Below are 20,284 nucleotides of genomic sequence, written 5' to 3'. Positions count from 1 at the left end.
CGAAGGGCGGCCACCCCGGAGGGTGACCGCCCTTCAACTCAAGCTGCTCGCTTACTGGTTGTACGGACCGTAGTCGTAGTCCTCCAGCGGAACGGCCTGGCCGGAGCCCGTGCCGAACGGCGAGTAGTCGATGTCGTCGTAGCCGACGGCCGAGTACATCGCGGCCTTGGCCTCCTCGGTCGGCTCGACCCGGATGTTGCGGTAGCGGGACAGGCCCGTACCGGCCGGGATGAGCTTACCGATGATGACGTTCTCCTTGAGGCCGATCAGGGAGTCGGACTTGGCGTTGATCGCCGCGTCCGTGAGGACCCTGGTCGTCTCCTGGAAGGACGCCGCCGACAGCCACGACTCGGTCGCCAGCGAGGCCTTGGTGATACCCATCAGCTGCGGACGGCCGGAGGCCGGGTGGCCGCCTTCCTGGACCACACGACGGTTCTCGACCTCGAACTTCGAGCGCTCGACCAGCTCGCCGGGCAGCAGCTCGGCGTCGCCGGACTCGATGATCGTCACACGGCGCAGCATCTGCCGGATGATGATCTCGATGTGCTTGTCGTGGATCGACACACCCTGCGAGTTGTAGACCTTCTGGACCTCGCCGACCAGGTGGACCTGGACGGCACGCTGGCCCAGGATGCGCAGCACGTCGTGCGGGTTGGTGGCACCCACGGTGAGCTTCTGGCCCACCTCGACGTGCTCGCCCTCGCTGACCAGGAGCCGGGCACGCTTCGAGATCGGGTACGCCGTCTCGTCGCTGCCGTCGTCCGGGGTGACGACGATCTTCTTGGTCTTCTCGGTCTCCTCGATCCGGACGCGGCCGGAGGCCTCGGAGATCGGGGCGACACCCTTCGGGGTACGGGCCTCGAAGAGCTCGACGACACGCGGCAGACCCTGGGTGATGTCGTCACCGGCCACACCACCGGTGTGGAAGGTACGCATCGTCAGCTGGGTACCGGGCTCACCGATGGACTGGGCGGCGATGATGCCGACCGCCTCACCGATGTCGACCAGCTTGCCGGTGGCCAGCGAGCGGCCGTAGCACATGGCGCAGGTGCCGACCTGGGACTCGCAGGTCAGGATCGAGCGGGTCTTGACCTCCTCGACACCGTGGTGCACCAGCTGGTCGATGAGCACGTCGCCCAGGTCCACGTTGGCCGGCGCGATCACCTTGCCGTCGATGACGACGTCCTCGGCGAGCATGCGGGCGTAGACGCTGGTCTCGACGTCGTCCGCCTTGCGCAGCACACCGTCGGCGCCGCGGTTGGCGATCCGCAGCTTCAGACCGCGCTCGGTGCCGCAGTCCTCCTCGCGGATGATGACGTCCTGGGAGACGTCCACCAGACGACGGGTCAGGTAACCCGAGTCGGCGGTACGCAGAGCGGTGTCCGCCAGACCCTTACGGGCACCGTGCGTGGAGATGAAGTACTCCAGCACGGACAGACCCTCACGGAAGGACGCCTTGATCGGACGCGGGATGGTCTCGTTCTTCGCGTTCGACACCAGACCACGCATACCGGCGATCTGCCGCATCTGCATCATGTTTCCTCGGGCACCCGAGTCAACCATCATGAAGATGGGGTTCGTCTTGGGGAAGTTCTCGTTCATCGCCTCGGCGACCTCGTTGGTCGCCTTGGTCCAGATCGCGATGAGCTCCTGCGTGCGCTCTTCCTTGGTGATCAGACCGCGCTCGTACTGCTTCTGGACCTTCTCGTCCTGGGCCTCGTAGCCCTTGACGATCTCCTTCTTCGCCTCGGGAACGACGACGTCGGAGATGGCCACGGTGACACCGGAACGGGTCGCCCAGTAGAAGCCGGCCGCCTTCAGGTTGTCGAGCGTCGCCGCCACGATGACCTTGGGGTAGCGCTCGGCCAGGTCGTTGACGATCTCGGAGAGCTGCTTCTTGCCCACCGAGTAGTCGACGAACGGGTAGTCCTCGGGCAGCAGCTCGTTGAAGAGCGCGCGGCCCAGGGTGGTGCGCAGCCGGAAGGTGTCACCGGTCTGGTACTCCGGCTCGCCCTCCTCGACGGCCGGCGGGGTCCAGCCGCGCGGCGGGATGGTGCCCACCGGGAAGCGGATGTCGACCGCGGACTGCAGCGCCAGCTCGCCGGCGTCGAACGCCATGATCGCCTCGGCCGTGGAGCCGAAGGACCGGCCCTCGCCCTTGGTGTCACGCAGCTCGCCGTCGGTGGTGAGGAAGAACAGACCGAGGACCATGTCCTGGGTCGGCATCGTCACCGGACGGCCGTCGGCGGGCTTGAGGATGTTGTTCGAGGACAGCATCAGGATGCGGGCCTCGGCCTGCGCCTCCGCGGACAGCGGCAGGTGCACGGCCATCTGGTCACCGTCGAAGTCCGCGTTGAACGCGGTGCAGACGAGCGGGTGGATCTGGATGGCCTTGCCCTCGACCAGCTGCGGCTCGAAGGCCTGGATGCCGAGGCGGTGCAGGGTGGGAGCACGGTTCAGCAGAACCGGGTGCTCGGCGATGACCTCTTCGAGGACGTCGTACACGACCGTCCGGCCGCGCTCCACCATGCGCTTGGCGCTCTTGATGTTCTGCGCGTGGTTCAGGTCCACCAGGCGCTTCATCACGAACGGCTTGAAGAGCTCCAGCGCCATGGCCTTCGGCAGACCGCACTGGTGCAGCTTCAGCTGCGGACCGACGACGATCACGGAACGCGCGGAGTAGTCCACACGCTTGCCGAGCAGGTTCTGACGGAAACGGCCCTGCTTACCCTTCAGCATGTCGCTGAGGGACTTCAGCGGGCGGTTGCCGGGACCGGTGACCGGGCGACCACGACGACCGTTGTCGAAGAGGGCGTCAACAGCCTCCTGAAGCATGCGCTTCTCGTTGTTGACGATGATCTCGGGCGCGCCGAGGTCGAGGAGCCTCTTCAGACGGTTGTTGCGGTTGATCACACGGCGGTACAGGTCGTTCAGGTCGGAGGTCGCGAAGCGGCCACCGTCCAGCTGCACCATCGGGCGAAGGTCCGGCGGGATGACCGGGACGCAGTCGAGGACCATGCCCTTGGGGCTGTTGGAGGTCTGCAGGAAGGCAGACACGACCTTCAACCGCTTCAGCGCACGGGTCTTCTTCTGGCCCTTGCCGGTACGGATGATCTCGCGGAGGCGCTCGGCCTCCTCGTCGAGGTCGAAGGACTCCAGGCGCTTCTGCAGCGCCGCGGCACCCATCGAACCGTCGAAGTACGTGCCGAAGCGGTCCCGCAGCTCGCGGTAGAGCAGCTCGTCGCCCTCGAGGTCCTGGACCTTGAGGTTCTTGAAGCGGGTCCACACCTCGTCGAGACGGTCGATCTCGCGCTGCGCACGGTCGCGCAGCTGCTTCATCTCACGCTCGGCACCCTCGCGCACCTTGCGGCGCACGTCGGCCTTGGCGCCCTCGGCCTCCAGCTCGGCCAGGTCGCTTTCCAGCTTCTTGGCGCGGGCCTCGAGGTCGGCGTCGCGACGGTTCTCGATCTGCTGGCGCTCCACGGAGACGTGCGCCTCCAGGGAGGGCAGGTCACGCGTGCGGCGCTCCTCGTCGACGTACGTGATCATGTACGCCGCGAAGTAGATGACCTTCTCGAGGTCCTTGGGAGCCAGGTCGAGCAGGTAGCCCAGACGCGACGGGACGCCCTTGAAGTACCAGATGTGCGTGACGGGGGCGGCCAGTTCGATGTGGCCCATCCGCTCACGGCGCACCTTGGCGCGAGTCACCTCGACGCCGCAGCGCTCACAGATGATGCCCTTGAACCGGACACGCTTGTACTTGCCGCAGTAGCACTCCCAGTCCCGGGTCGGACCGAAGATCTTCTCGCAGAAGAGTCCGTCCTTTTCGGGCTTGAGGGTGCGGTAGTTGATGGTCTCGGGCTTCTTGACCTCGCCGTGGCTCCACTGACGGATGTCGTCAGCGGTGGCCAGGCCGATCCGGAGCTCGTCGAAGAAGTTGACGTCGAGCACTATGCGTCAATCCCTCTCAGGGTTGTAAGTCTTTGGTCTGATACGGGGGTCCAGGGGCCGGCCGGAGGTTCCTCACCAGGGCCTCCGGCCGGACTCCCGTCAGACCTCTTCGACGCTGCTCGGCTCGCGCCGGGACAGGTCGATGCCGAGCTCCTCCGCAGCGCGGAAGACATCCTCGTCGGTGTCACGCATCTCGATGGACATACCGTCGCTGGACAGCACCTCCACGTTCAGGCAGAGCGACTGCATCTCCTTGATGAGCACCTTGAAGGACTCGGGGATGCCGGGCTCGGGGATGTTCTCGCCCTTGACGATGGCCTCGTAGACCTTCACGCGGCCGGTGACGTCGTCGGACTTGATGGTCAGCAGCTCCTGGAGGGCGTATGCGGCGCCGTATGCCTCCAGCGCCCACACCTCCATCTCGCCGAACCGCTGGCCACCGAACTGGGCCTTACCACCCAGCGGCTGCTGGGTGATCATCGAGTACGGGCCGGTCGAACGCGCGTGCAGCTTGTCGTCGACCAGGTGGTGCAGCTTCAGGATGTACATGTAGCCGACCGAGATCGGCTCCGGGAACGGCTCACCGCTACGGCCGTCGAACAGCCGCGCCTTGCCGGACGGGAGCACCATGCGCTCGCCGTCACGGTTCGGGATGGTGTGCTGGAGCAGACCCGCGAGCTCGTCCTCGCGCGCACCGTCGAAGACGGGGGTCGCGACGTTCGTGCCCGGGTCGACCTGGTCGGCGCCGATGGCCTGCAGGCGCTGCGCCCACTCGTCGGCGAGACCGGAGACGTCCCAGCCACGGCTGGCGAGCCAGCCGAGGTGGATCTCGAGCACCTGTCCCGGGTTCATTCGGGACGGCACACCCAGCGGGTTGAGGATGATGTCGACCGGAGTTCCGTCCTCGAGGAACGGCATGTCCTCGATGGGCAGGATCTTCGAGATGACACCCTTGTTGCCGTGCCGGCCGGCGAGCTTGTCACCGTCGGTGATCTTGCGCTTCTGCGCCACGTACACGCGCACCAGCTGGTTCACACCGGGGGGAAGCTCGTCGCCCTCCTCGCGGTCGAAGACGCGGACGCCGATGACCTTGCCGGTCTCGCCGTGCGGCACCTTCAGCGAGGTGTCACGGACCTCACGGGCCTTCTCACCGAAGATCGCGCGCAGCAGGCGCTCCTCCGGGGTCAGCTCGGTCTCACCCTTGGGCGTGACCTTGCCGACGAGGATGTCACCGGCGATGACCTCGGCACCGATACGGATGATGCCGCGCTCGTCGAGGTCGGCGAGGACCTCCTCGGAGACGTTCGGGATGTCCCGGGTGATCTCCTCGGGGCCCAGCTTGGTGTCACGGGCGTCGACCTCGTGCTCCTCGATGTGGATCGAGGAGAGGACGTCGTCCTGCACGAGGCGCTGCGACAGGATGATCGCGTCCTCGTAGTTGTGACCCTCCCACGGCATGAACGCCACGAGCAGGTTCTTGCCCAGCGCCATCTCGCCGTTCTGGGTGGCCGGACCGTCGGCCAGGACCTGGCCCTCGATGATCCGGTCGCCCTCGTTGACGATGACCTTCTGGTTGACCGAGGTGCCCTGGTTGGAGCGGGCGAACTTGGCCAGGCGGTACGTGATGTACGTGCCGTCGTCGTTGGCGGTGGTGATGTAGTCCGCGGAGACCTCCTGGACCACACCCGCCTTCTCGGCCTTGACCACGTCGCCGGCGTCGACGGCGGAGCGGTACTCCATGCCGGTGCCGACGAGCGGGGACTCGCTCTTGATCAGGGGCACGGCCTGACGCATCATGTTCGCGCCCATGAGGGCACGGTTGGCGTCGTCGTGCTCGAGGAACGGGATCATGGCGGTCGCGACCGACACCATCTGGCGCGGCGAGACGTCCATGTAGTCCACGTCGTCACCGGCGACGTAGTCGACCTCACCGCCACGGCGGCGGACCAGGACCCGGTTCTCGGCGAACCGCAGGTCGTCCGAGAGCGTGGCGTTGGCCTGCGCGATGACGAAGCGGTCCTCCTCGTCGGCCGTCAGGTAGTCCACCTCGTCGGTGACCTGACCGTCGACGACCTTGCGGTACGGCGTCTCGACGAAGCCGAACGCGTTGACCCGGCCGTAGGAGGCGAGCGAGCCGATCAGACCGATGTTCGGGCCTTCAGGGGTCTCGATCGGGCACATGCGGCCGTAGTGGGACGGGTGCACGTCACGGACCTCGAAGCCGGCCCGCTCACGGGAGAGACCACCCGGGCCAAGAGCCGACAGACGGCGCTTGTGGGTGAGACCCGACAGCGGGTTGTTCTGGTCCATGAACTGCGACAGCTGGCTGGTGCCGAAGAACTCCTTGATGGAGGCGACGACCGGCCGGATGTTGATCAGGGTCTGCGGCGTGATCGCCTCGACGTCCTGAGTCGTCATCCGCTCGCGGACGACACGCTCCATACGCGCCAGACCCGTACGGACCTGGTTCTGGATGAGCTCGCCGACGCTGCGCAGACGACGGTTGCCGAAGTGGTCGATGTCGTCGGTCTCGACGACGATCGACTGGCCGCTGTCACCAACGGTCTCGGTCTCGCCGGCGTGCAGCTTCACCAGGTACTTGATCGTCGAGATGATGTCCTCGACGGTCAGGATGCCCGCGTCGAGCGGAGCGTCCGCACCCAGCTTCTTGTTGACCTTGTAGCGGCCGACCTTGGCGAGGTCGTAGCGCTTCGGGTTGAAGTACAGGTTCTCAAGCAGCGTCTGCGCGGCCTCACGCGTGGGGGGCTCGCCCGGGCGCAGCTTGCGGTAGATGTCGAGCAGAGCGTCGTCCTGGCCCTGGGTGTGGTCCTTCTCCAGGGTGGCGCGCATGGACTCGTACTCGCCGAACTCCTCCAGGATCTGCTCGGTCGTCCAACCGAGAGCCTTGAGCAGAACGGTCACGGACTGCTTGCGCTTGCGGTCGATGCGCACACCGACCATGTCGCGCTTGTCGATCTCCATCTCCAGCCAGGCACCCCGGGACGGGATGATCTTGGCGGAGAAGATGTCCTTGTCGGACGTCTTGTCGATGCTGGAGTCGAAGTAGACACCGGGCGAACGGACCAGCTGCGACACCACGACACGCTCGGTGCCGTTGATGACGAAGGTGCCCTTGTTCGTCATGAGCGGGAAGTCGCCCATGAAGACCGTCTGGGACTTGATCTCGCCGGTCTCGTTGTTGGTGAACTCAGCCGTCACGAAGAGCGGAGCGGCGTACGTGAAGTCGCGCTCCTTGCACTCGTCGATGCTGTTCTTCGGCGGCTCGAAACGGTGGTCGCGGAACGTCAGCGACATCGACCCGGAGAAGTCCTCGATCGGGGAGATCTCCTCGAAGATCTCCTCCAGACCGGACTTGGTGGGGACGTCCTGACCGGACTCCAGAGCCGCCTCGACCCGACTCTGCCAGGCGGTGTTCCCGAGCAGCCAGTCAAAGCTCTCGGTCTGCAGCGCGAGCAGGTTGGGAACCTCGAGGGGCTCCTTGATCTTTGCAAAGGAGATGCGCAGCGGGGCGGTGCTGGCACCGTTGTTCGTATTCGCGGTCGAGGCAGTGCGCGAGGCGGCCAAGAGGGGGTCCTTCCGAGGGCTCGGACTCACTACGCGCGTACCGGTCCCTCTCCCGCACACAGAGACAGGACTCCCCGATTTGGCCGAAAGGCCAGGTCAGGGACGTTCCGATCGTCGGTGTTCAAGCGAGGGCATGCCCCTGGTGACGGGCAGGGGACAGCTAACAGGCAGCGCAAAGGGTCAGTGTAGCCACTCGGCACACTGATGTCCAGCCCCGATTTTCGGAGACCCTCGTCGCCCTCAACACCTGCGGCAAGCCCACGCCCTCAATGCACGTTGATACTGCCCTCTTCGTCGCCGATCCATGCCTCGGATTCGGATCCTTGTGACGACGCGTCCTGAGAATTGCGCGCTGCGTGCGGTTCGTCAAGGCCCCCATGGCCCAAACCACATACCACCTGGGGTGCTTGGAGCCACGACGAAGATCACCATACTCCGCACACCCGAGGGTGCAAGGCAGCCACCACCCGGCACTCAGGAACGCCGAAGAGCGACCACCCGGATGGATGATCGCTCTTCTGTGCTCAGGCGTTACAGCCCCTGGGGAGCTGAGAGGTCTTACTTGACCTCGACCGAGGCGCCGGCGCCCTTGAGGGACTCGGCGGCCTTCTCGGCGGCGTCCTTGGCGACCTTCTCGAGAACGGGCTTCGGGGCGCCGTCCACGAGGTCCTTGGCCTCCTTCAGACCCAGCGAGGTCAGCTCACGCACGACCTTGATGACCTGGATCTTCTTGTCGCCGGCACCCGTGAGGATGACGTCGAACTCGTCCTTCTCCTCCTCGGCGGGGGCGGCCGGGCCACCCTGCGCCGGGCCGGCGGCGACGACGGCCGCGGCAGCGGCGGTGACGTCGAACTTCTCCTCGAACGCCTTCACGAACTCGGAGAGCTGGATGAGGGTCATGCCCTCGAACTCGGCGAGCAGTTCGTCCTGGGTGAGAGCCACGATGGCTTTCCTTCCACTAATTTCGGCTGGTGCCGGGATGTACATGTCTGGCGGGCGTACGTTCGGCCCGCTACGACCGCTGCCTCAGGCGGACTGCCTCAGGCGGCGATCATGATGCGAGCCGAGTTACTCGGCACCGCCCTGCTCGTCCTGCTTGGCGCGAAGGGCGTCCACGGTGCGGACGAGCTTCGTCGGAAGCGCCTGGAAGAGCTGTGCAGCCTGCGTCTGCTTGCCCTTCAGGGCGCCCGCCAGCTTGGCGAGCAGAACCTCACGGGACTCGAGGTCCGCGAGCTTCTTGATCTCGTCGGCGGACAGCGCCTTGCCGTCAAGGACACCGCCCTTGATGACGAGGTTCGGGTTGTCCTTGGCGAAGTCACGAAGACCCTTCGCCGACTCCACCGGGTCACCGGTGACGAAGGCGACCGCCGTCGGACCGTTGAACAGGTCGTCGAGCGTCGAGATCCCGGCCTCGTTGGCCGCAATCTTGGTCAGCGTGTTCTTCACCACGGCGTACTGGGCGTTCTCACCGAGCGAACGACGCAGCGTCTTGAGCTGCGCCACGGTGAGACCCCGGTACTCGGTCAGCACGGCAGCGTTCGAGCTACGGAACTGCTCCGCGAGCTCGGCCACCGCGGCAGCCTTGTCGGGCCTTGCCATGAGCGTCGGCCTCCTTCCGGGTGATGACGACCGCTCGGAAGGGGCTGGAGCAAACGAAACGCCCCGGCGCAGGCGCACGGGGCGTAGCTCGACCAGAATCCCCCTGGACAGGGGCTTTCCGGGAGCACTTCCACAGTCACCTGCGCGGGTCGTCCGCGGTTCAGCGGATCCTTCGGCCACCGCACCCTCCAGGAGCGCACGGCAACGACCAGCGGTCTTTGGCTTCTCCGGAAGGGTACGTGACCGGATCGCTGTCAAGCAAATCCGGCTCTACGGCTCAGCTCTGGGCGCCCTTCATCATCGCGGCGAGGTCGGCGGTGTCCTTGGCCGGCGGGGCCGTGACCGTCACCGGCTTGTTGATGTCGAGGAAGGTGATCGTCAGGTCGAGCGGACCCTTGTCGGCCTCGCCACGCATCCGGAACTGCTTGGTGTGGTCGTCGCCGTCGATCCACATGTCCATGGTGAACGCGTCGACGCCCATCTTCTCGAACTGGTCGAGGCTCTTCTCGCGCTGTTCCCGTACGGTCTTGTTCCTGCCCTTGAGCGAGGCCTTGAGGTCGGCGACGGTGACCTTGCCCTCGTAGTGGGTGGTCCGCACGCCCTCGACGGTCTCGGTGCCGATCTTCTTCACGTTCTTGGAGCCGGTGAGGAAGGTGGAGTTGGTCGCCGGGTTCTGGTTGGCCTGGCCGGCGCCCAGCTGATTCGCGTTCAGCCCCTTGCCGCCGCCGAGCGCGGACATGTCGAACTTGATCCAGCTCTTGCCGTCCATCTCCTTGGCCAGGGAGGGGTTCCCGCCCACGTACATGGCCTTGTCGACGAGGCGGATCTCGACCGGGCCGTCGGCGGCCTGGTCCTGAGCCGTCATCTTCATGCTCATGGCCGGCGGCTTCATGCTCATCGCCGCCTCGGCGGTGACCCGGCCCTCGCCCGGCACCTTGCCCTTCATCCGGTAGTGGACGGACTTGATGTCCTCGCTGTTCTTCGCCGCCTTGGCGACGGCCGCCGCCGGAGTCATCGCGGGCGACTCGGCGGAGTCGCTCTTCTGACAGCCGACCGCTCCCCCGGCGAGCAGCAGGGCGGCCAGCCCGGCCCCGGTCGCTTTGCGGCGCGCTGAAACCCGTACGGAAGTCCCCATCGATTCCCCCCATGGAATGCATGGCTGATACACAGTAAGGAGGCGAGCCTAACCTCAGGAAGCTGCGGGAGTCTTCCGTATTCCCCCGGACATCAGCAGTCCCGCCGGCCTCAGGAGCTGCTGCCGGATCCGCTCGCGGTGTCGCTGCTGCCCGGGGTCCAGCCCTGCTTCTTCAGCAGCTGCTTGAAGTCCTCGGTGTCGCCGGCCGGGGGCCTGGTGGCGGAGACCTTCACGCCGTAGTCGCTGTAGTACGCGGTCTGGGTGTACTCGCCGGCCGACATGCGGCCCTTCTCGACCTTCTTGACCAGGAGGTTCCGGCCGTCGACCCAGATGTCGACGGACTCCGTGCTGACGCCGGCCTGGGTGAGCTGTTTCTTCAGGCCGGCGAGCTGGCCGGGGGTGAGGTTGGAGTTCTTGCGGGCGAGGTCGGCGATGTCCACCGTGCCCGAGTAGTGCGTGGTGTCGACTCCGCGCACCTTCTCGGTGCCGACCTTCTTGACGTCGCCGGAGGCCAGCAGCAGCTTCACCGACTGGTTGGGGGTCGTGTTCTGCATCTGGTCCTTGAGGTACACGCCGGAGCTGCCGCCGAGGTGGGCGAGGTCCGCGTAGCCGTACCGGATCCAGTGCTTGCCGCCCGCCTGCCCGGCGAACTTGTCGCCCATCTTCGCGTAGAAGGCGTCGGGCAGATAGCGGGCCTCCATCGACGTGGTGCCGAGCCGGCGCATGGTGTTCGCGATGGTGCCGCCGGTGTACCTGATCGTCATGTTGCCGGTGAGGCCGTCCGCCCAGCCCAGGGCGCCGTCGCCGGTCATGGACATCAGGGAGCCCATGGTGGTCGTGGACTCGACCTTCGCGGAGTCGGCGCCGTCGGTGGACTTCTCGGCGGTGCGCAGGGCCGCTATGGGGCTGACGTGCGTCACGCCCTTGCCGGAGGCCCCCGCGCCCTTGCCGGAGGAGTCCGCGGAGCTGCACGCGGCCACGGCCGACAGCGCGGTCACCGCTGCGATCGAAAGGCTCACCCGGCGCACGGTCGTGCTCTTCATCGGTCCCCCACCCTTGTGCGACTGCTGTGCCCGCACGCTAACGCAGGGCACTGACATCCGTCCGGGAAAAGGGACGAGCCCCACAACCCTGAGGTTGCGGGGCTCGTGCGAAAAACGCGTACGCGCGGCTGTCGTCAGGATCAGACGGCGGCCGGGTCCTCCTCGACGAGGAGGTTGCGGGTGCGGTTCGGGTCGACCGGAATGCCGGGGCCGATCGTGGTGCTGATCGCGGCCTTCTTGATGTAGCGACCCTTGGCGGCGGACGGCTTCAGACGGAGGATCTCCTCCAGCGCGGCGCCGTAGTTCTCCACCAGCTTATCGTCGTCGAAGGACGTCTTGCCGATGATGAAGTGCAGGTTCGAGTGCTTGTCGACGCGGAACTCGATCTTGCCGCCCTTGATGTCGTTGACGGCCTTCGCCACGTCCGGGGTCACGGTGCCGGTCTTGGGGTTCGGCATGAGACCACGGGGACCGAGCACACGGCCGAGGCGGCCGACCTTGCCCATGAGGTCCGGGGTGGCGACGACGGCGTCGAAGTCCAGGCGGCCCTTCGAGACCTCGTCGATCAGTTCGTCGGAGCCGACGATGTCGGCGCCGGCGGCCTCCGCGGCCGCAGCACGGTCACCGGTCGCGAAGACCAGGACCCGGGCGGTCTTACCGGTGCCGTGCGGAAGGTTCACGGTGCCACGGACCATCTGGTCGGCCTTGCGCGGGTCGACACCCAGACGGAAGGCGACCTCGACGGTGCCGTCGAACTTGGTCGTGGAGGTCTCCTTGGCGAGACGGACGGCCTCGAGCGGGGCGTAGAGCTTTTCCCGGTCGACCTTGGCGTCCGCAGCGCGGAGAGACTTGCTGCGCTTGCTCACTGCTTCTCCTGGTGATTCTTAGGAGTCGTGGTCCGGGCCGAGCAGGCCCTGCCACTTCTGCTTGATGTACGGGGGGAGGTGGGGCTCAGCCCTCGACCGTGATGCCCATGGAACGGGCGGTGCCGGCGATGATCTTCGACGCGGCGTCCAGGTCGTTGGCGTTGAGGTCGGGGAGCTTGGTCTGGGCGATCTCGCGGACCTGCGCCTCGGTGATCTTGGCGACCTTGGTCTTGTGCGGCTCGCCGGAGCCCTTCTCCACACCCGCGGCCTTGAGGATCATCTTCGCGGCCGGCGGCGTCTTGGTGACGAAGGTGAAGGAGCGGTCCTCGTAGACCGTGATCTCCACCGGGATCACCCAGCCACGCTGCGACTCGGTCGCGGCGTTGTACGCCTTGCAGAACTCCATGATGTTGACGCCGTGCTGACCCAGCGCGGGGCCGACCGGCGGAGCCGGGTTCGCCGCACCGGCGTTGATCTGGAGCTTGATGAGCCCCGTGACCTTCTTCTTCTTGGGAGGCATTGCTCTCCGGGTCCTTTCGATTGAGGCGTGCCTCCGTCCGGGTCGCGTCCCGGATGAAGGCATACCGCACAACGATAACGGGTATGGATGCGCGGCCAAAAACCGAGCAGGTCAGGCAGGCTGCGAACAGCCCACCTGACCTGGCCGGAAGCTCTTTCCGGAAGAAGCTAGTTCTTCTGGATCTGGTCGAACGACAGCTCGACCGGAGTCTCACGACCGAAGATCTCCACCAGACCCTTGACCTTCTTGGAGTCGGGGTTGATCTCGTTGATGGTCGCCTGGAGCGTGGCGAACGGGCCGTCCGTGACGGTGACCGAGTCGCCGACCTCGAAGTCCAGCACCTGGACCTCGACCTTGCGCTGCGGAGCGGGCTTGCCCTCGGCCTCGGCGGCCTCGCGAGCGGCCTTCTCCTCGGCCTCCGGGGCGAGCATCTTGACGATCTCGTCCAGGGTCAGCGGGTACGGGTCGTAGGCGTTGCCCACGAAGCCGGTGACGCCGGGGGTGTTGCGGACGACGCCCCAGGACTCGTTCGTCAGGTCCATGCGGACGAGGACGTAGCCCGGGAGCTTGTTCTGCTTGATCGTCTTGCGGTCGCCGTTCTTGATCTGGACGACCTCTTCCTGCGGCACCTCGGCCTGGAAGATGTAGTCCTCGACGTTCAGCGAGACGGCGCGCTGCTCCAGGTTGGTCTTCACGCGGTTCTCGTAACCGGCGTAGGTGTGGATGACGTACCACTCGCCGGGCAGGGAGCGCAGCTCCTCGCGGAGGGCCTGGACCGGGTCGACCGGCTCGGACTCCTCCTCCGCGATCTCTTCCTCGGCGGTCTCGTCCTCGGCGGTCTCGTCCTCGTCCACGACCTGCAGGGCGGCCTCCTCGGCCGGCTCCCCCGCCTCGGCCTCGGCAGCCTCGAACTCGTCCTGCTCGTCCGCGCCCTCGACGATGTCGAGCTCGTCGTCCACGGACTCGTCCGGCTCGATGGCGTCGTCGTTCAGGTTCGTGTCAGACACGGTGGCTGCTTCTTCCTGGATACATAGGGGTGGAACATGCGAAAGGGGCGCCGGGTACCTCGGCGCCCTTCGCTCTCGGCTCAGCCGAAGACGTACTTGGCCGCGTGGTTGAGCCCATAGTCAATCACGGTCACCAGGGCGATCATGACGGCGACGAAGAAGATCACCACGGTGGTGTACGACGTCAGCTGGTTACGCGTAGGCCAGACGACCTTGCGGAGTTCGGCGATGACCTGGCGGTAGAAGAGGGCAAGCCTCTTGAACGGGCCCTTCTTGGCCCGCTTGCCGCCCTTGCGGGCCTTCTTCTTCGACTCCTGCGCCTCGTCCTGGGCATCAGGCGTGTCGATGGAGCCCACGGCGTCCGCCATTCGTCCTCACCTGTTCCCGGGTCGTGGCCGTGCCGCGCCCGGTCTGAGCCGCACGGCGTTGCATTGCTGTACGTACATGCGCACACATCCTGGCGAAGGTGTGTGTAGCAGGGCCGGAGGGACTTGAACCCCCAACCGCCGGTTTTGGAGACCGGTGCTCTACCAATTGAGCTACGACCCTTTGTGTGTCCCCCAACGTACCGCATCCGACCGGGTGCTCGGTGTGCACCGCCTGCGGCGCGGCAGCTGATGGCCAACGAGGTGAGAGTGTACGTGCTCCGGAGCGCGTCGTCGAACAGAAAGCGCCCGTAGGCGCCTTGGCGGAGGAAGATCGCCGGAAAACCGGTGGAAGATCACCCAGGCCACCGGCTGATTCCGGACAGGTGTTCAGTGGTCGACCCACACATGTTCAGTCTGTGAAACCCGCGTGCCGGGGCCGTTTCCGGTCTGAAACGATGGGCCCCATGAGCGCTGCAACCCCTCCCACCGAGCGCCGGGTCTCCGCCCGAGTCGGCGCGATCTCCGAGTCCGCCACCCTCGCCGTGGACGCCAAGGCCAAGGCCCTCAAGGCCGCCGGACGTCCGGTGATCGGCTTCGGCGCCGGTGAGCCGGACTTCCCGACCCCGGACTACATCGTCCAGGCGGCCGTCGAGGCCTGCTCGAACCCGAAGTACCACCGCTACACGCCGGCCGGTGGTCTGCCCGAGCTGAAGGCCGCGATCGCCGCGAAGACGCTGCGCGACTCCGGCTGGGAGCCCGACGTCTCGCAGATCCTGGTCACCAACGGCGGCAAGCAGGCCATCTACGAGGCCTTCGCCGCGATCCTCGACCCGGGCGACGAGGTCATCGTCCCGGCGCCGTACTGGACGACGTACCCGGAGTCGATCCGGCTCGCGGGCGGCGTGCCCGTGGAGGTCGTCGCGGACGAGACCACCGGCTACCGCGTCTCGGTCGAGCAGCTCGAGGCCGCCCGCACGGAGAAGACCAAGGTCGTCCTGTTCGTGTCGCCGTCCAACCCGACCGGTGCGGTGTACTCCGAGGCCGAGACCGAGGCGATCGGCCGCTGGGCCGTAGAGCACGGCCTGTGGGTGCTGACCGACGAGATCTACGAGCACCTGGTGTACGCCGACGCGGTGTCCGTGTCGCTGCCCGCGCTGCTGCCCGAGCTGCGCGACAAGTGCATCGTGGTCAACGGTGTCGCGAAGACGTATGCCATGACGGGCTGGCGCGTGGGCTGGGTCATCGGCCCGAAGGACGTGGTCAAGGCCGCGACCAACCTGCAGTCGCACGCCACCTCGAATGTGTCGAACGTCGCTCAGGTCGCGGCGCTGGCCGCCGTGTCGGGGGACCTGGAGGCCGTCGCCAAGATGCGCGAGGCCTTCGACCGCCGCCGCAAGACCATCGTGCGGATGCTCAACGAGATCGACGGCGTGCTCTGCCCCGAGCCCGAGGGCGCCTTCTACGCGTACCCGTCGGTCAAGGGCCTGCTCGGCAAGGAGATCCGCGGCAAGCGGCCGCAGGACACCGTGGAACTGGCCGCACTGATCCTGGAGGAGGCCGAGGTCGCGGTCGTCCCGGGCGAGGCTTTCGGTACGCCCGGTTATCTGCGGCTGTCGTACGCCCTGGGTGACGAGGATCTCGTCGAGGGTGTCAGCCGGATCCAGAAGCTGCTGGCGGAAGCTCAGGACTGACGTCCGCCCTGTACAGGGGGCGGCTCCGGTTTTTCGGAGCCGCCCCCTGTTTCTTTGTGCGAGCAAGACCACGTACGGGGAATCCGCTACCGGGACGGCAGTGACGTACGGCAGGATCCTGGAATGGAGCGTGTACGTGATGTCTCTGAGCTGCCGAAGGCCCATCTCCATCTGCACTTCACCGGGTCGATGCGGCCCACCACCGTGCTGGAGCTGGCCGACAAGTACGGGGTACGACTGCCCGAAGCGCTCACCGAGGCGTTGACCAGTGGTGAGCCGCCGAGGCTGCGGGCGACGGACGAGCGGGGCTGGTTCCGCTTCCAGCGGCTCTACGACGCCGCGCGCTCGTGCCTGAGGGAGCCCGAGGACATCCAGCGGCTGGTGCGGGAGGCCGCCGAGGAGGATGTGAAGGACGGCTCGGGGTGGCTGGAGATCCAGGTCGACCCGACCTCGTACGCGCCCCGGCTGGGGGGTCTGATCCCGGCGCTGGAGATCATCCTGGACGCGGTGGAGACGACCTCGCGGGAGACCGGGCTCGGGATGCGGGTGCTGGTCGCCGCGAACCGTATGAAGCATCCCCTGGACGCGCGGACGCTGGCCCGGCTGGCGGTGCGCTACGCGGACCGGGGCGTGGTCGGTTTCGGGCTGTCGAACGACGAACGCCGGGGCATGGCGAGGGACTTCGACCGGGCGTTCGCGATCGCCCGCGAGGGCGGGCTGCTGTCGGCGCCGCACGGCGGTGAGCTGACGGGTCCTTCGTCGGTGCGGGACTGTCTGGACGATCTGGACGCGAACCGGATCGGGCACGGGGTGCGGGCCGCGGAGGATCCCCGGCTGCTGAAGCGGCTCGCGGAGCGGGGGGTGACGTGTGAGGTCTGCCCCGCTTCGAACGTGGCCCTGGGCGTGTACGAGAAGCCCGAGGACGTCCCGCTGCGGACGCTGTACGACGCCGGTGTCGCGATGGCACTGGGCGCCGACGACCCGCTCCTGTTCGGTTCCCGGCTGGCCGCGCAGTACGAGATCGCCCGGCAGGCCCACGGTTTCTCGGACGCCGAACTCGCCGAGCTGGCCCGCCAGTCGGTGCGGGGCTCGGCCGCCCCGGAAGACGTCAGGGCGCGGCTGCTGGCCGGTGTGGACGAGTGGCTGGCCCGCCCGGCAGCCTGAAGTGGGCGTAGGGCGGATATGCCTTGAAGCAGATCATCACCTCGACCGGATGCCCGCCGCCGGGCGGGTCGACCAGGGGGCAGATCGATCCCATGTACGCCATGCGCCCCCCGCCGACACCTTTCTGAAGTGGCCCGTGGCCCGCCGCATGGGCGAGCCGGACCGCGGTGTCGGCGAACAGGGCGCGGTCGCCGAAGAAGAAGAGCGTACGCGCGTGCGTGGCGTGCCTCAGGGCGTCCCGGGAACCCGTCCGCTCCTGGCGTGTGCGCCACGCGGCGGCGTCCCGCGCGGTGCGCGCCTCGTCGGTGCGGACGGTGAGCGGGGTGTCCTGCCGTAGCCTGCGCCGCAGTTCGGGCCACTGGCCGGGGCGCAGGCCGAGGCTGTGGTGGACGAGGACGAGGTCGACCAGCTCGCCGACGCCCTCGTCGGGCGGCACGCCGTCGCGCAGCGGCACATGGACGATGGTGCGCCGGGAGCAGGCGGCGAAGGAGAACAGACCCGCCAGCCTGCTCAGTCCGTCGTGGTCGCCGAGCAGCAGGCCGACGGGGTCCGGAGCGCGCAAGGAGGTGTGCCGCAAGGGGTGCCGGGGCTGCACGACCCGGTAGGTGTGCGGTCCGGTGCGGGGCCGGAACCGGCGCAGCCTCAGTCGCATACGGCGCTGCCCGAGGCGCCCGTCCGGGTGCTTGTCATGTACCCAGCGTGAGGGTCACGCGCGCGTGGGCGCAACGGAGATTCCGCCCAGCAGTGTCCTCGCGAGCCGTGCGGCGAACGCGTCGACCGGGGGCCGCTCACCCGTGCCGGTCATGTCGTAGGCGAACGCGCGCTGGGCGCAGGCGCCCAGCAGCAGGGAGGCCGCGGCGAAGGTGTCGGCGTCGGCGCGGACGCGGCCGAGGGCCTGTTCGGCGCGCAGGTAGGCGTCCAGGTCCTGGATGGGCCGGTGCGGGCCGGCGCCGAGCGCGCGCATGGCGTCGTCGTGGCGCCGTTTGAGCTGGGGCTCGGCGTACAAGGAGGCGGCGATCGGGAAGCTCTGCTCGTAGAAGAGGGCGGCCTGGCGGGCGATCCCGGTGAGGTTTCCCTCCAGGGTGCCCTGTCCCGGTTCGGCGGCGAGGCCGGCCAGGAGGGGCGTGAGCCGCGGCAGCCGCTCGGCGAGCACCCGGACGAACAACTCCTCCTTGCTGTCGAAGTACTTGTAGAGGGCCGCTTCGGAGCAGCCGGCCGCGCGGGCGATCTCCTTGGTGGTGGCGCGGGCGAGTCCGACGGTGAGCATGAGCTCGTGGGCGGCGTCGAGGATGCGGACACGCGCCGGCTTCGGCTCCATGGGGCGTCCAATCGGCTTGACGGGTGAGTGAGTGATTACCCACTCTAGAAGGACGCAGGGTGAGTGAATACTCACCCACCCATCCCGCCTACGGGAGCACTCATGAACCTCACCGTTTTCGGCGCCACCGGCGGCATCGGCCGGGAGATCGTGCGCCAGGCCCTCGGGGCCGGCCACCGGGTGACCGCGGTGGTCCGCGATCCGGCCCGGCTCGACGTCACGGGGGACGCGCTGGAGGTCTTCCGTGCCGACCTCACCGACCCCGAGGAGTTGCGCGCCGCCGTCAGCGGCCGGGACGCCGTCCTCTCCGGTCTGGGCGCGCGCAGCCGCAAGGACGCCGGGGTCGCCACCCGGCTGACCGGCACGGTCCTGCGTGCCATGGACGCCGAGCGCGTACGACGGCTGCTCGTGGTCAGCGCCAGTCCCGTCGGCCCCGCCGCCGACCGCGACGGCGCGTTCGACCGTGCGTTGCGCGGTCTGGTGTCGGCTGTCCTCAAAGACGTCTACGCCGACCTGCGCGCCATGGAGGCCGAGCTGGCCCGCAGCGGCACGGACTGGACGTCCGTACGGCCACCGCGCCTGCAGAACAAGCCGCTCACCGGACGCTATCGCACCGTCGTCGGCGGCTTCCCGCGCCAGGGCCGCTTCATCTCACGCGCCGATGTCGCGCACGCCATGCTGGCGATGATCGACGACGGGGGGACGGTGAAACAGGGGGTGGGACTGGCGTACTAGGCGTACGCCCTGTGCCCCTGTCCGTCCGCCCGGGCCGGCCTGGCGCTACAGGCTGACGCCGACCGTCACCGGCTCGTTGACGAGCGTGATCCCGAAGGCCTCCCGGACGCCTGCGACCACGTCGCGGGCCAGGGCGAGCAGGTCCTCGGTGGTGGCGGTGCCACGGTTGGTGAGGGCGAGGGTGTGCTTGGTGGAGATGCGGGCCGGTCCGGTGCCGTAACCCTTGGTGAATCCCGCCTTGTCGATGAGCCAGGCCGCGGAGGTCTTCGTACGGCCCTCCCCCGCCGGGTAGGCGGGCGGCTCCACGCCGTCGCCCAGCCGTTCGCGCACGCGTGCGTGGAAGGCGGCGAACTGCTCGTCGGTGAGGATCGGGTTGGTGAAGAAGGAGCCTGCGGACCAGGTGTCGTGGTCCTCGGGGTCGAGGACCATGCCCTTCCCGGCGCGCAGCTTCAGCACGGTCTCGCGGGCGGTGGCGAGCGGCACCCGCTCCCCCTGCTCGACGCCGAGCGCACGCGCGACCTCGGCGTACTTCACGGGCGCGGACAGTCCGCCCGCGTCCTCCAGCTCGAAGCGGACGCGCAGCACGACGTAGCGGTCGGGGGCGGCCTTGAAGCGGCTGTGGCGGTACGAGAAGGCGCAGTCGGCGTTCGGGACGGTGACCGTTTCGCGGGTGTGGCGGTCGTAGGCGATCACCTCGGTGATGGTCGAGGAGACCTCCTGGCCGTACGCGCCCACGTTCTGGATGGGGGTCGCGCCGGCCGAGCCCGGGATGCCGGCCAGGCACTCGATGCCGGCGAGTCCGGCCTCGACGGTGCGGGCGACCGCGTCGGTCCACACCTCGCCGGCGGCCAGCTCCAGGCGCGTACCGTCGAGGTCGAAGCCCTTGGTGGCGATGACCAGTGCGGTGCCGGCGAAGCCCTTGTCACCGATGACCAGGTTCGAGCCGCCGCCGATCAGCAGGAGCGGGGTGCCGGTGTCGTCGGCCTCGCGGACCGCTGCGATCACCTCGGCGTCGGTGGTGGCGGTGATCAGCCGGGTCGCGGGGCCGCCCAGCCGGAAGGTGGTCAGTGGGGCGAGGGGGGCATCGTGTCGTTCCTGCACGGGCTCAAGGGTACGAGACGGGGTACGGGCGGCTGCGGCGCGGATGCCTGCGGCGCTTGTGCGGCTTGGGTGGGGGTGCGGATGCCTGGGGCGCATGAGCGGTTCGGCGGGGGTGCGGATGCCTGCGGCGCATGAGCGGTTCGGCGGGGGTGCGGATGCCTGCGGCGCATGAGCGGTTCGGCGGGGGTGCGGATGGCTGCG

16 protein-coding genes and 1 tRNA gene are annotated in these 20,284 nt (G+C 67.8%); 3 read left to right on the top strand and 14 right to left on the bottom strand.

The genetic code is table 11. From position 1 onward, the window contains the following. Positions 1-51 precede the first annotated feature (51 nt). The 11 genes from ACWC1K_RS09855 to ACWC1K_RS09805 all read right to left on the bottom strand — a co-directional run bounded on the left by ACWC1K_RS09855 (position 52) and on the right by ACWC1K_RS09805 (position 14,255). Positions 52-3,951, bottom strand: coding sequence for a DNA-directed RNA polymerase subunit beta' (locus ACWC1K_RS09855; RefSeq protein ID WP_450829964.1), 3,900 nt, complete (start codon positions 3,949-3,951; stop codon positions 52-54). Between the two features lie 99 nt (positions 3,952-4,050). After that, a complete protein-coding gene (gene rpoB, locus ACWC1K_RS09850) occupies positions 4,051-7,536 on the bottom strand; it encodes a DNA-directed RNA polymerase subunit beta (RefSeq protein ID WP_450829962.1) in 3,486 nt (1,161 codons plus the stop codon). A gap of 558 nt (positions 7,537-8,094) precedes the next feature. Continuing rightward, entirely contained in the window at positions 8,095-8,523 is a 429-nt protein-coding gene (gene rplL, locus ACWC1K_RS09845; RefSeq protein WP_450697211.1) for a 50S ribosomal protein L7/L12, read from the bottom strand. An 81-nt stretch (positions 8,524-8,604) separates the two neighbouring features. Beyond that, positions 8,605-9,135 (bottom strand): 50S ribosomal protein L10, encoded by a 531-nt coding sequence (gene rplJ, locus ACWC1K_RS09840; protein WP_115906462.1) that lies wholly within the window; start codon positions 9,133-9,135, stop codon positions 8,605-8,607. Between the two features lie 277 nt (positions 9,136-9,412). Then, complete coding sequence (locus ACWC1K_RS09835; protein WP_450829961.1) at positions 9,413-10,270, bottom strand: DUF1396 domain-containing protein; 858 nt, start codon at positions 10,268-10,270, stop codon at positions 9,413-9,415. 110 nt (positions 10,271-10,380) lie between these two features. Then, complete coding sequence (locus ACWC1K_RS09830; RefSeq protein WP_450829959.1) at positions 10,381-11,313, bottom strand: hypothetical protein; 933 nt, start codon at positions 11,311-11,313, stop codon at positions 10,381-10,383. Between the two features lie 140 nt (positions 11,314-11,453). Next, positions 11,454-12,179: a 50S ribosomal protein L1 gene (gene rplA / locus ACWC1K_RS09825; RefSeq protein WP_450829957.1), complete on the bottom strand. Its 726-nt coding sequence runs from the start codon at positions 12,177-12,179 to the stop codon at positions 11,454-11,456. An 85-nt stretch (positions 12,180-12,264) separates the two neighbouring features. Then, on the bottom strand, positions 12,265-12,699 hold the full coding sequence (gene rplK, locus ACWC1K_RS09820; RefSeq protein ID WP_037858373.1) for a 50S ribosomal protein L11: 435 nt from the start codon (positions 12,697-12,699) through the stop codon (positions 12,265-12,267). A gap of 167 nt (positions 12,700-12,866) precedes the next feature. Beyond that, complete coding sequence (nusG, locus tag ACWC1K_RS09815) at positions 12,867-13,706, bottom strand: transcription termination/antitermination protein NusG (protein WP_450829955.1); 840 nt, start codon at positions 13,704-13,706, stop codon at positions 12,867-12,869. Positions 13,707-13,786: 80 nt separating this feature from the next. Continuing rightward, entirely contained in the window at positions 13,787-14,074 is a 288-nt protein-coding gene (secE, locus tag ACWC1K_RS09810) for a preprotein translocase subunit SecE (protein ID WP_115906468.1), read from the bottom strand. 108 nt (positions 14,075-14,182) lie between these two features. After that, a tRNA-Trp gene (locus ACWC1K_RS09805) sits at positions 14,183-14,255 on the bottom strand. Positions 14,256-14,538: 283 nt separating this feature from the next. Between ACWC1K_RS09805 and ACWC1K_RS09800 the strand changes: the two genes are divergently transcribed. Both ACWC1K_RS09800 and ACWC1K_RS09795 read left to right on the top strand, forming a co-directional pair. Next, a complete protein-coding gene (locus ACWC1K_RS09800; protein WP_450829953.1) occupies positions 14,539-15,765 on the top strand; it encodes a pyridoxal phosphate-dependent aminotransferase in 1,227 nt (408 codons plus the stop codon). Between the two features lie 123 nt (positions 15,766-15,888). Next, positions 15,889-16,929: an adenosine deaminase gene (locus ACWC1K_RS09795; protein WP_450829951.1), complete on the top strand. Its 1,041-nt coding sequence runs from the start codon at positions 15,889-15,891 to the stop codon at positions 16,927-16,929. On the opposite strand, the gene ACWC1K_RS09790 is transcribed toward ACWC1K_RS09795, so the two are convergent. Next, positions 16,874-17,581: a hypothetical protein gene (locus tag ACWC1K_RS09790; RefSeq protein ID WP_450829949.1), complete on the bottom strand. Its 708-nt coding sequence runs from the start codon at positions 17,579-17,581 to the stop codon at positions 16,874-16,876. The two genes, ACWC1K_RS09795 and ACWC1K_RS09790, sit on opposite strands and share 56 nt — an antisense overlap. A gap of 54 nt (positions 17,582-17,635) precedes the next feature. Further along, positions 17,636-18,247: a TetR/AcrR family transcriptional regulator gene (locus ACWC1K_RS09785; protein ID WP_450829947.1), complete on the bottom strand. Its 612-nt coding sequence runs from the start codon at positions 18,245-18,247 to the stop codon at positions 17,636-17,638. A 102-nt stretch (positions 18,248-18,349) separates the two neighbouring features. On the opposite strand from ACWC1K_RS09785, the gene ACWC1K_RS09780 reads away from it, so the two are divergent. Beyond that, complete coding sequence (locus tag ACWC1K_RS09780) at positions 18,350-18,982, top strand: NAD(P)-dependent oxidoreductase (protein WP_450829945.1); 633 nt, start codon at positions 18,350-18,352, stop codon at positions 18,980-18,982. Between the two features lie 45 nt (positions 18,983-19,027). On the opposite strand, the gene ACWC1K_RS09775 is transcribed toward ACWC1K_RS09780, so the two are convergent. Next, positions 19,028-20,179, bottom strand: a complete 1,152-nt coding sequence (locus ACWC1K_RS09775) for a UDP-N-acetylmuramate dehydrogenase (protein ID WP_450829943.1) — start codon at positions 20,177-20,179, stop codon at positions 19,028-19,030. Positions 20,180-20,284: the final 105 nt, after the last annotated feature.

The sequence above is a fragment of the Streptomyces sp. NPDC001492 genome (assembly GCF_053597275.1).
Note: the sequence above shows the minus strand (reverse complement) of the source record. Positions and strands in the feature narration are given on the sequence as shown.

What these genes read in the sequence shown, in the direction of transcription:
- rplL (WP_450697211.1), bottom strand. Translation starts at nt 8,523, where the DNA reads ATGTACATCCCGGCACCAGCCGAAATTAGTGGAAGGAAAGCCATCGTG.
- rplJ (WP_115906462.1), bottom strand. Translation starts at nt 9,135, where the DNA reads ATGGCAAGGCCCGACAAGGCTGCCGCGGTGGCCGAGCTCGCGGAGCAG.
- ACWC1K_RS09835 (WP_450829961.1), bottom strand. Translation starts at nt 10,270, where the DNA reads ATGGGGACTTCCGTACGGGTTTCAGCGCGCCGCAAAGCGACCGGGGCC.
- ACWC1K_RS09830 (WP_450829959.1), bottom strand. Translation starts at nt 11,313, where the DNA reads ATGAAGAGCACGACCGTGCGCCGGGTGAGCCTTTCGATCGCAGCGGTG.
- rplK (WP_037858373.1), bottom strand. Translation starts at nt 12,699, where the DNA reads ATGCCTCCCAAGAAGAAGAAGGTCACGGGGCTCATCAAGCTCCAGATC.
- secE (WP_115906468.1), bottom strand. Translation starts at nt 14,074, where the DNA reads ATGGCGGACGCCGTGGGCTCCATCGACACGCCTGATGCCCAGGACGAG.
- ACWC1K_RS09800 (WP_450829953.1), top strand. Translation starts at nt 14,539, where the DNA reads ATGAGCGCTGCAACCCCTCCCACCGAGCGCCGGGTCTCCGCCCGAGTC.
- ACWC1K_RS09795 (WP_450829951.1), top strand. Translation starts at nt 15,889, where the DNA reads ATGGAGCGTGTACGTGATGTCTCTGAGCTGCCGAAGGCCCATCTCCAT.
- ACWC1K_RS09790 (WP_450829949.1), bottom strand. Translation starts at nt 17,581, where the DNA reads ATGCGACTGAGGCTGCGCCGGTTCCGGCCCCGCACCGGACCGCACACC.
- ACWC1K_RS09785 (WP_450829947.1), bottom strand. Translation starts at nt 18,247, where the DNA reads ATGGAGCCGAAGCCGGCGCGTGTCCGCATCCTCGACGCCGCCCACGAG.
- ACWC1K_RS09780 (WP_450829945.1), top strand. Translation starts at nt 18,350, where the DNA reads ATGAACCTCACCGTTTTCGGCGCCACCGGCGGCATCGGCCGGGAGATC.
- ACWC1K_RS09775 (WP_450829943.1), bottom strand. Translation starts at nt 20,179, where the DNA reads ATGCGCCCCAGGCATCCGCACCCCCACCCAAGCCGCACAAGCGCCGCA.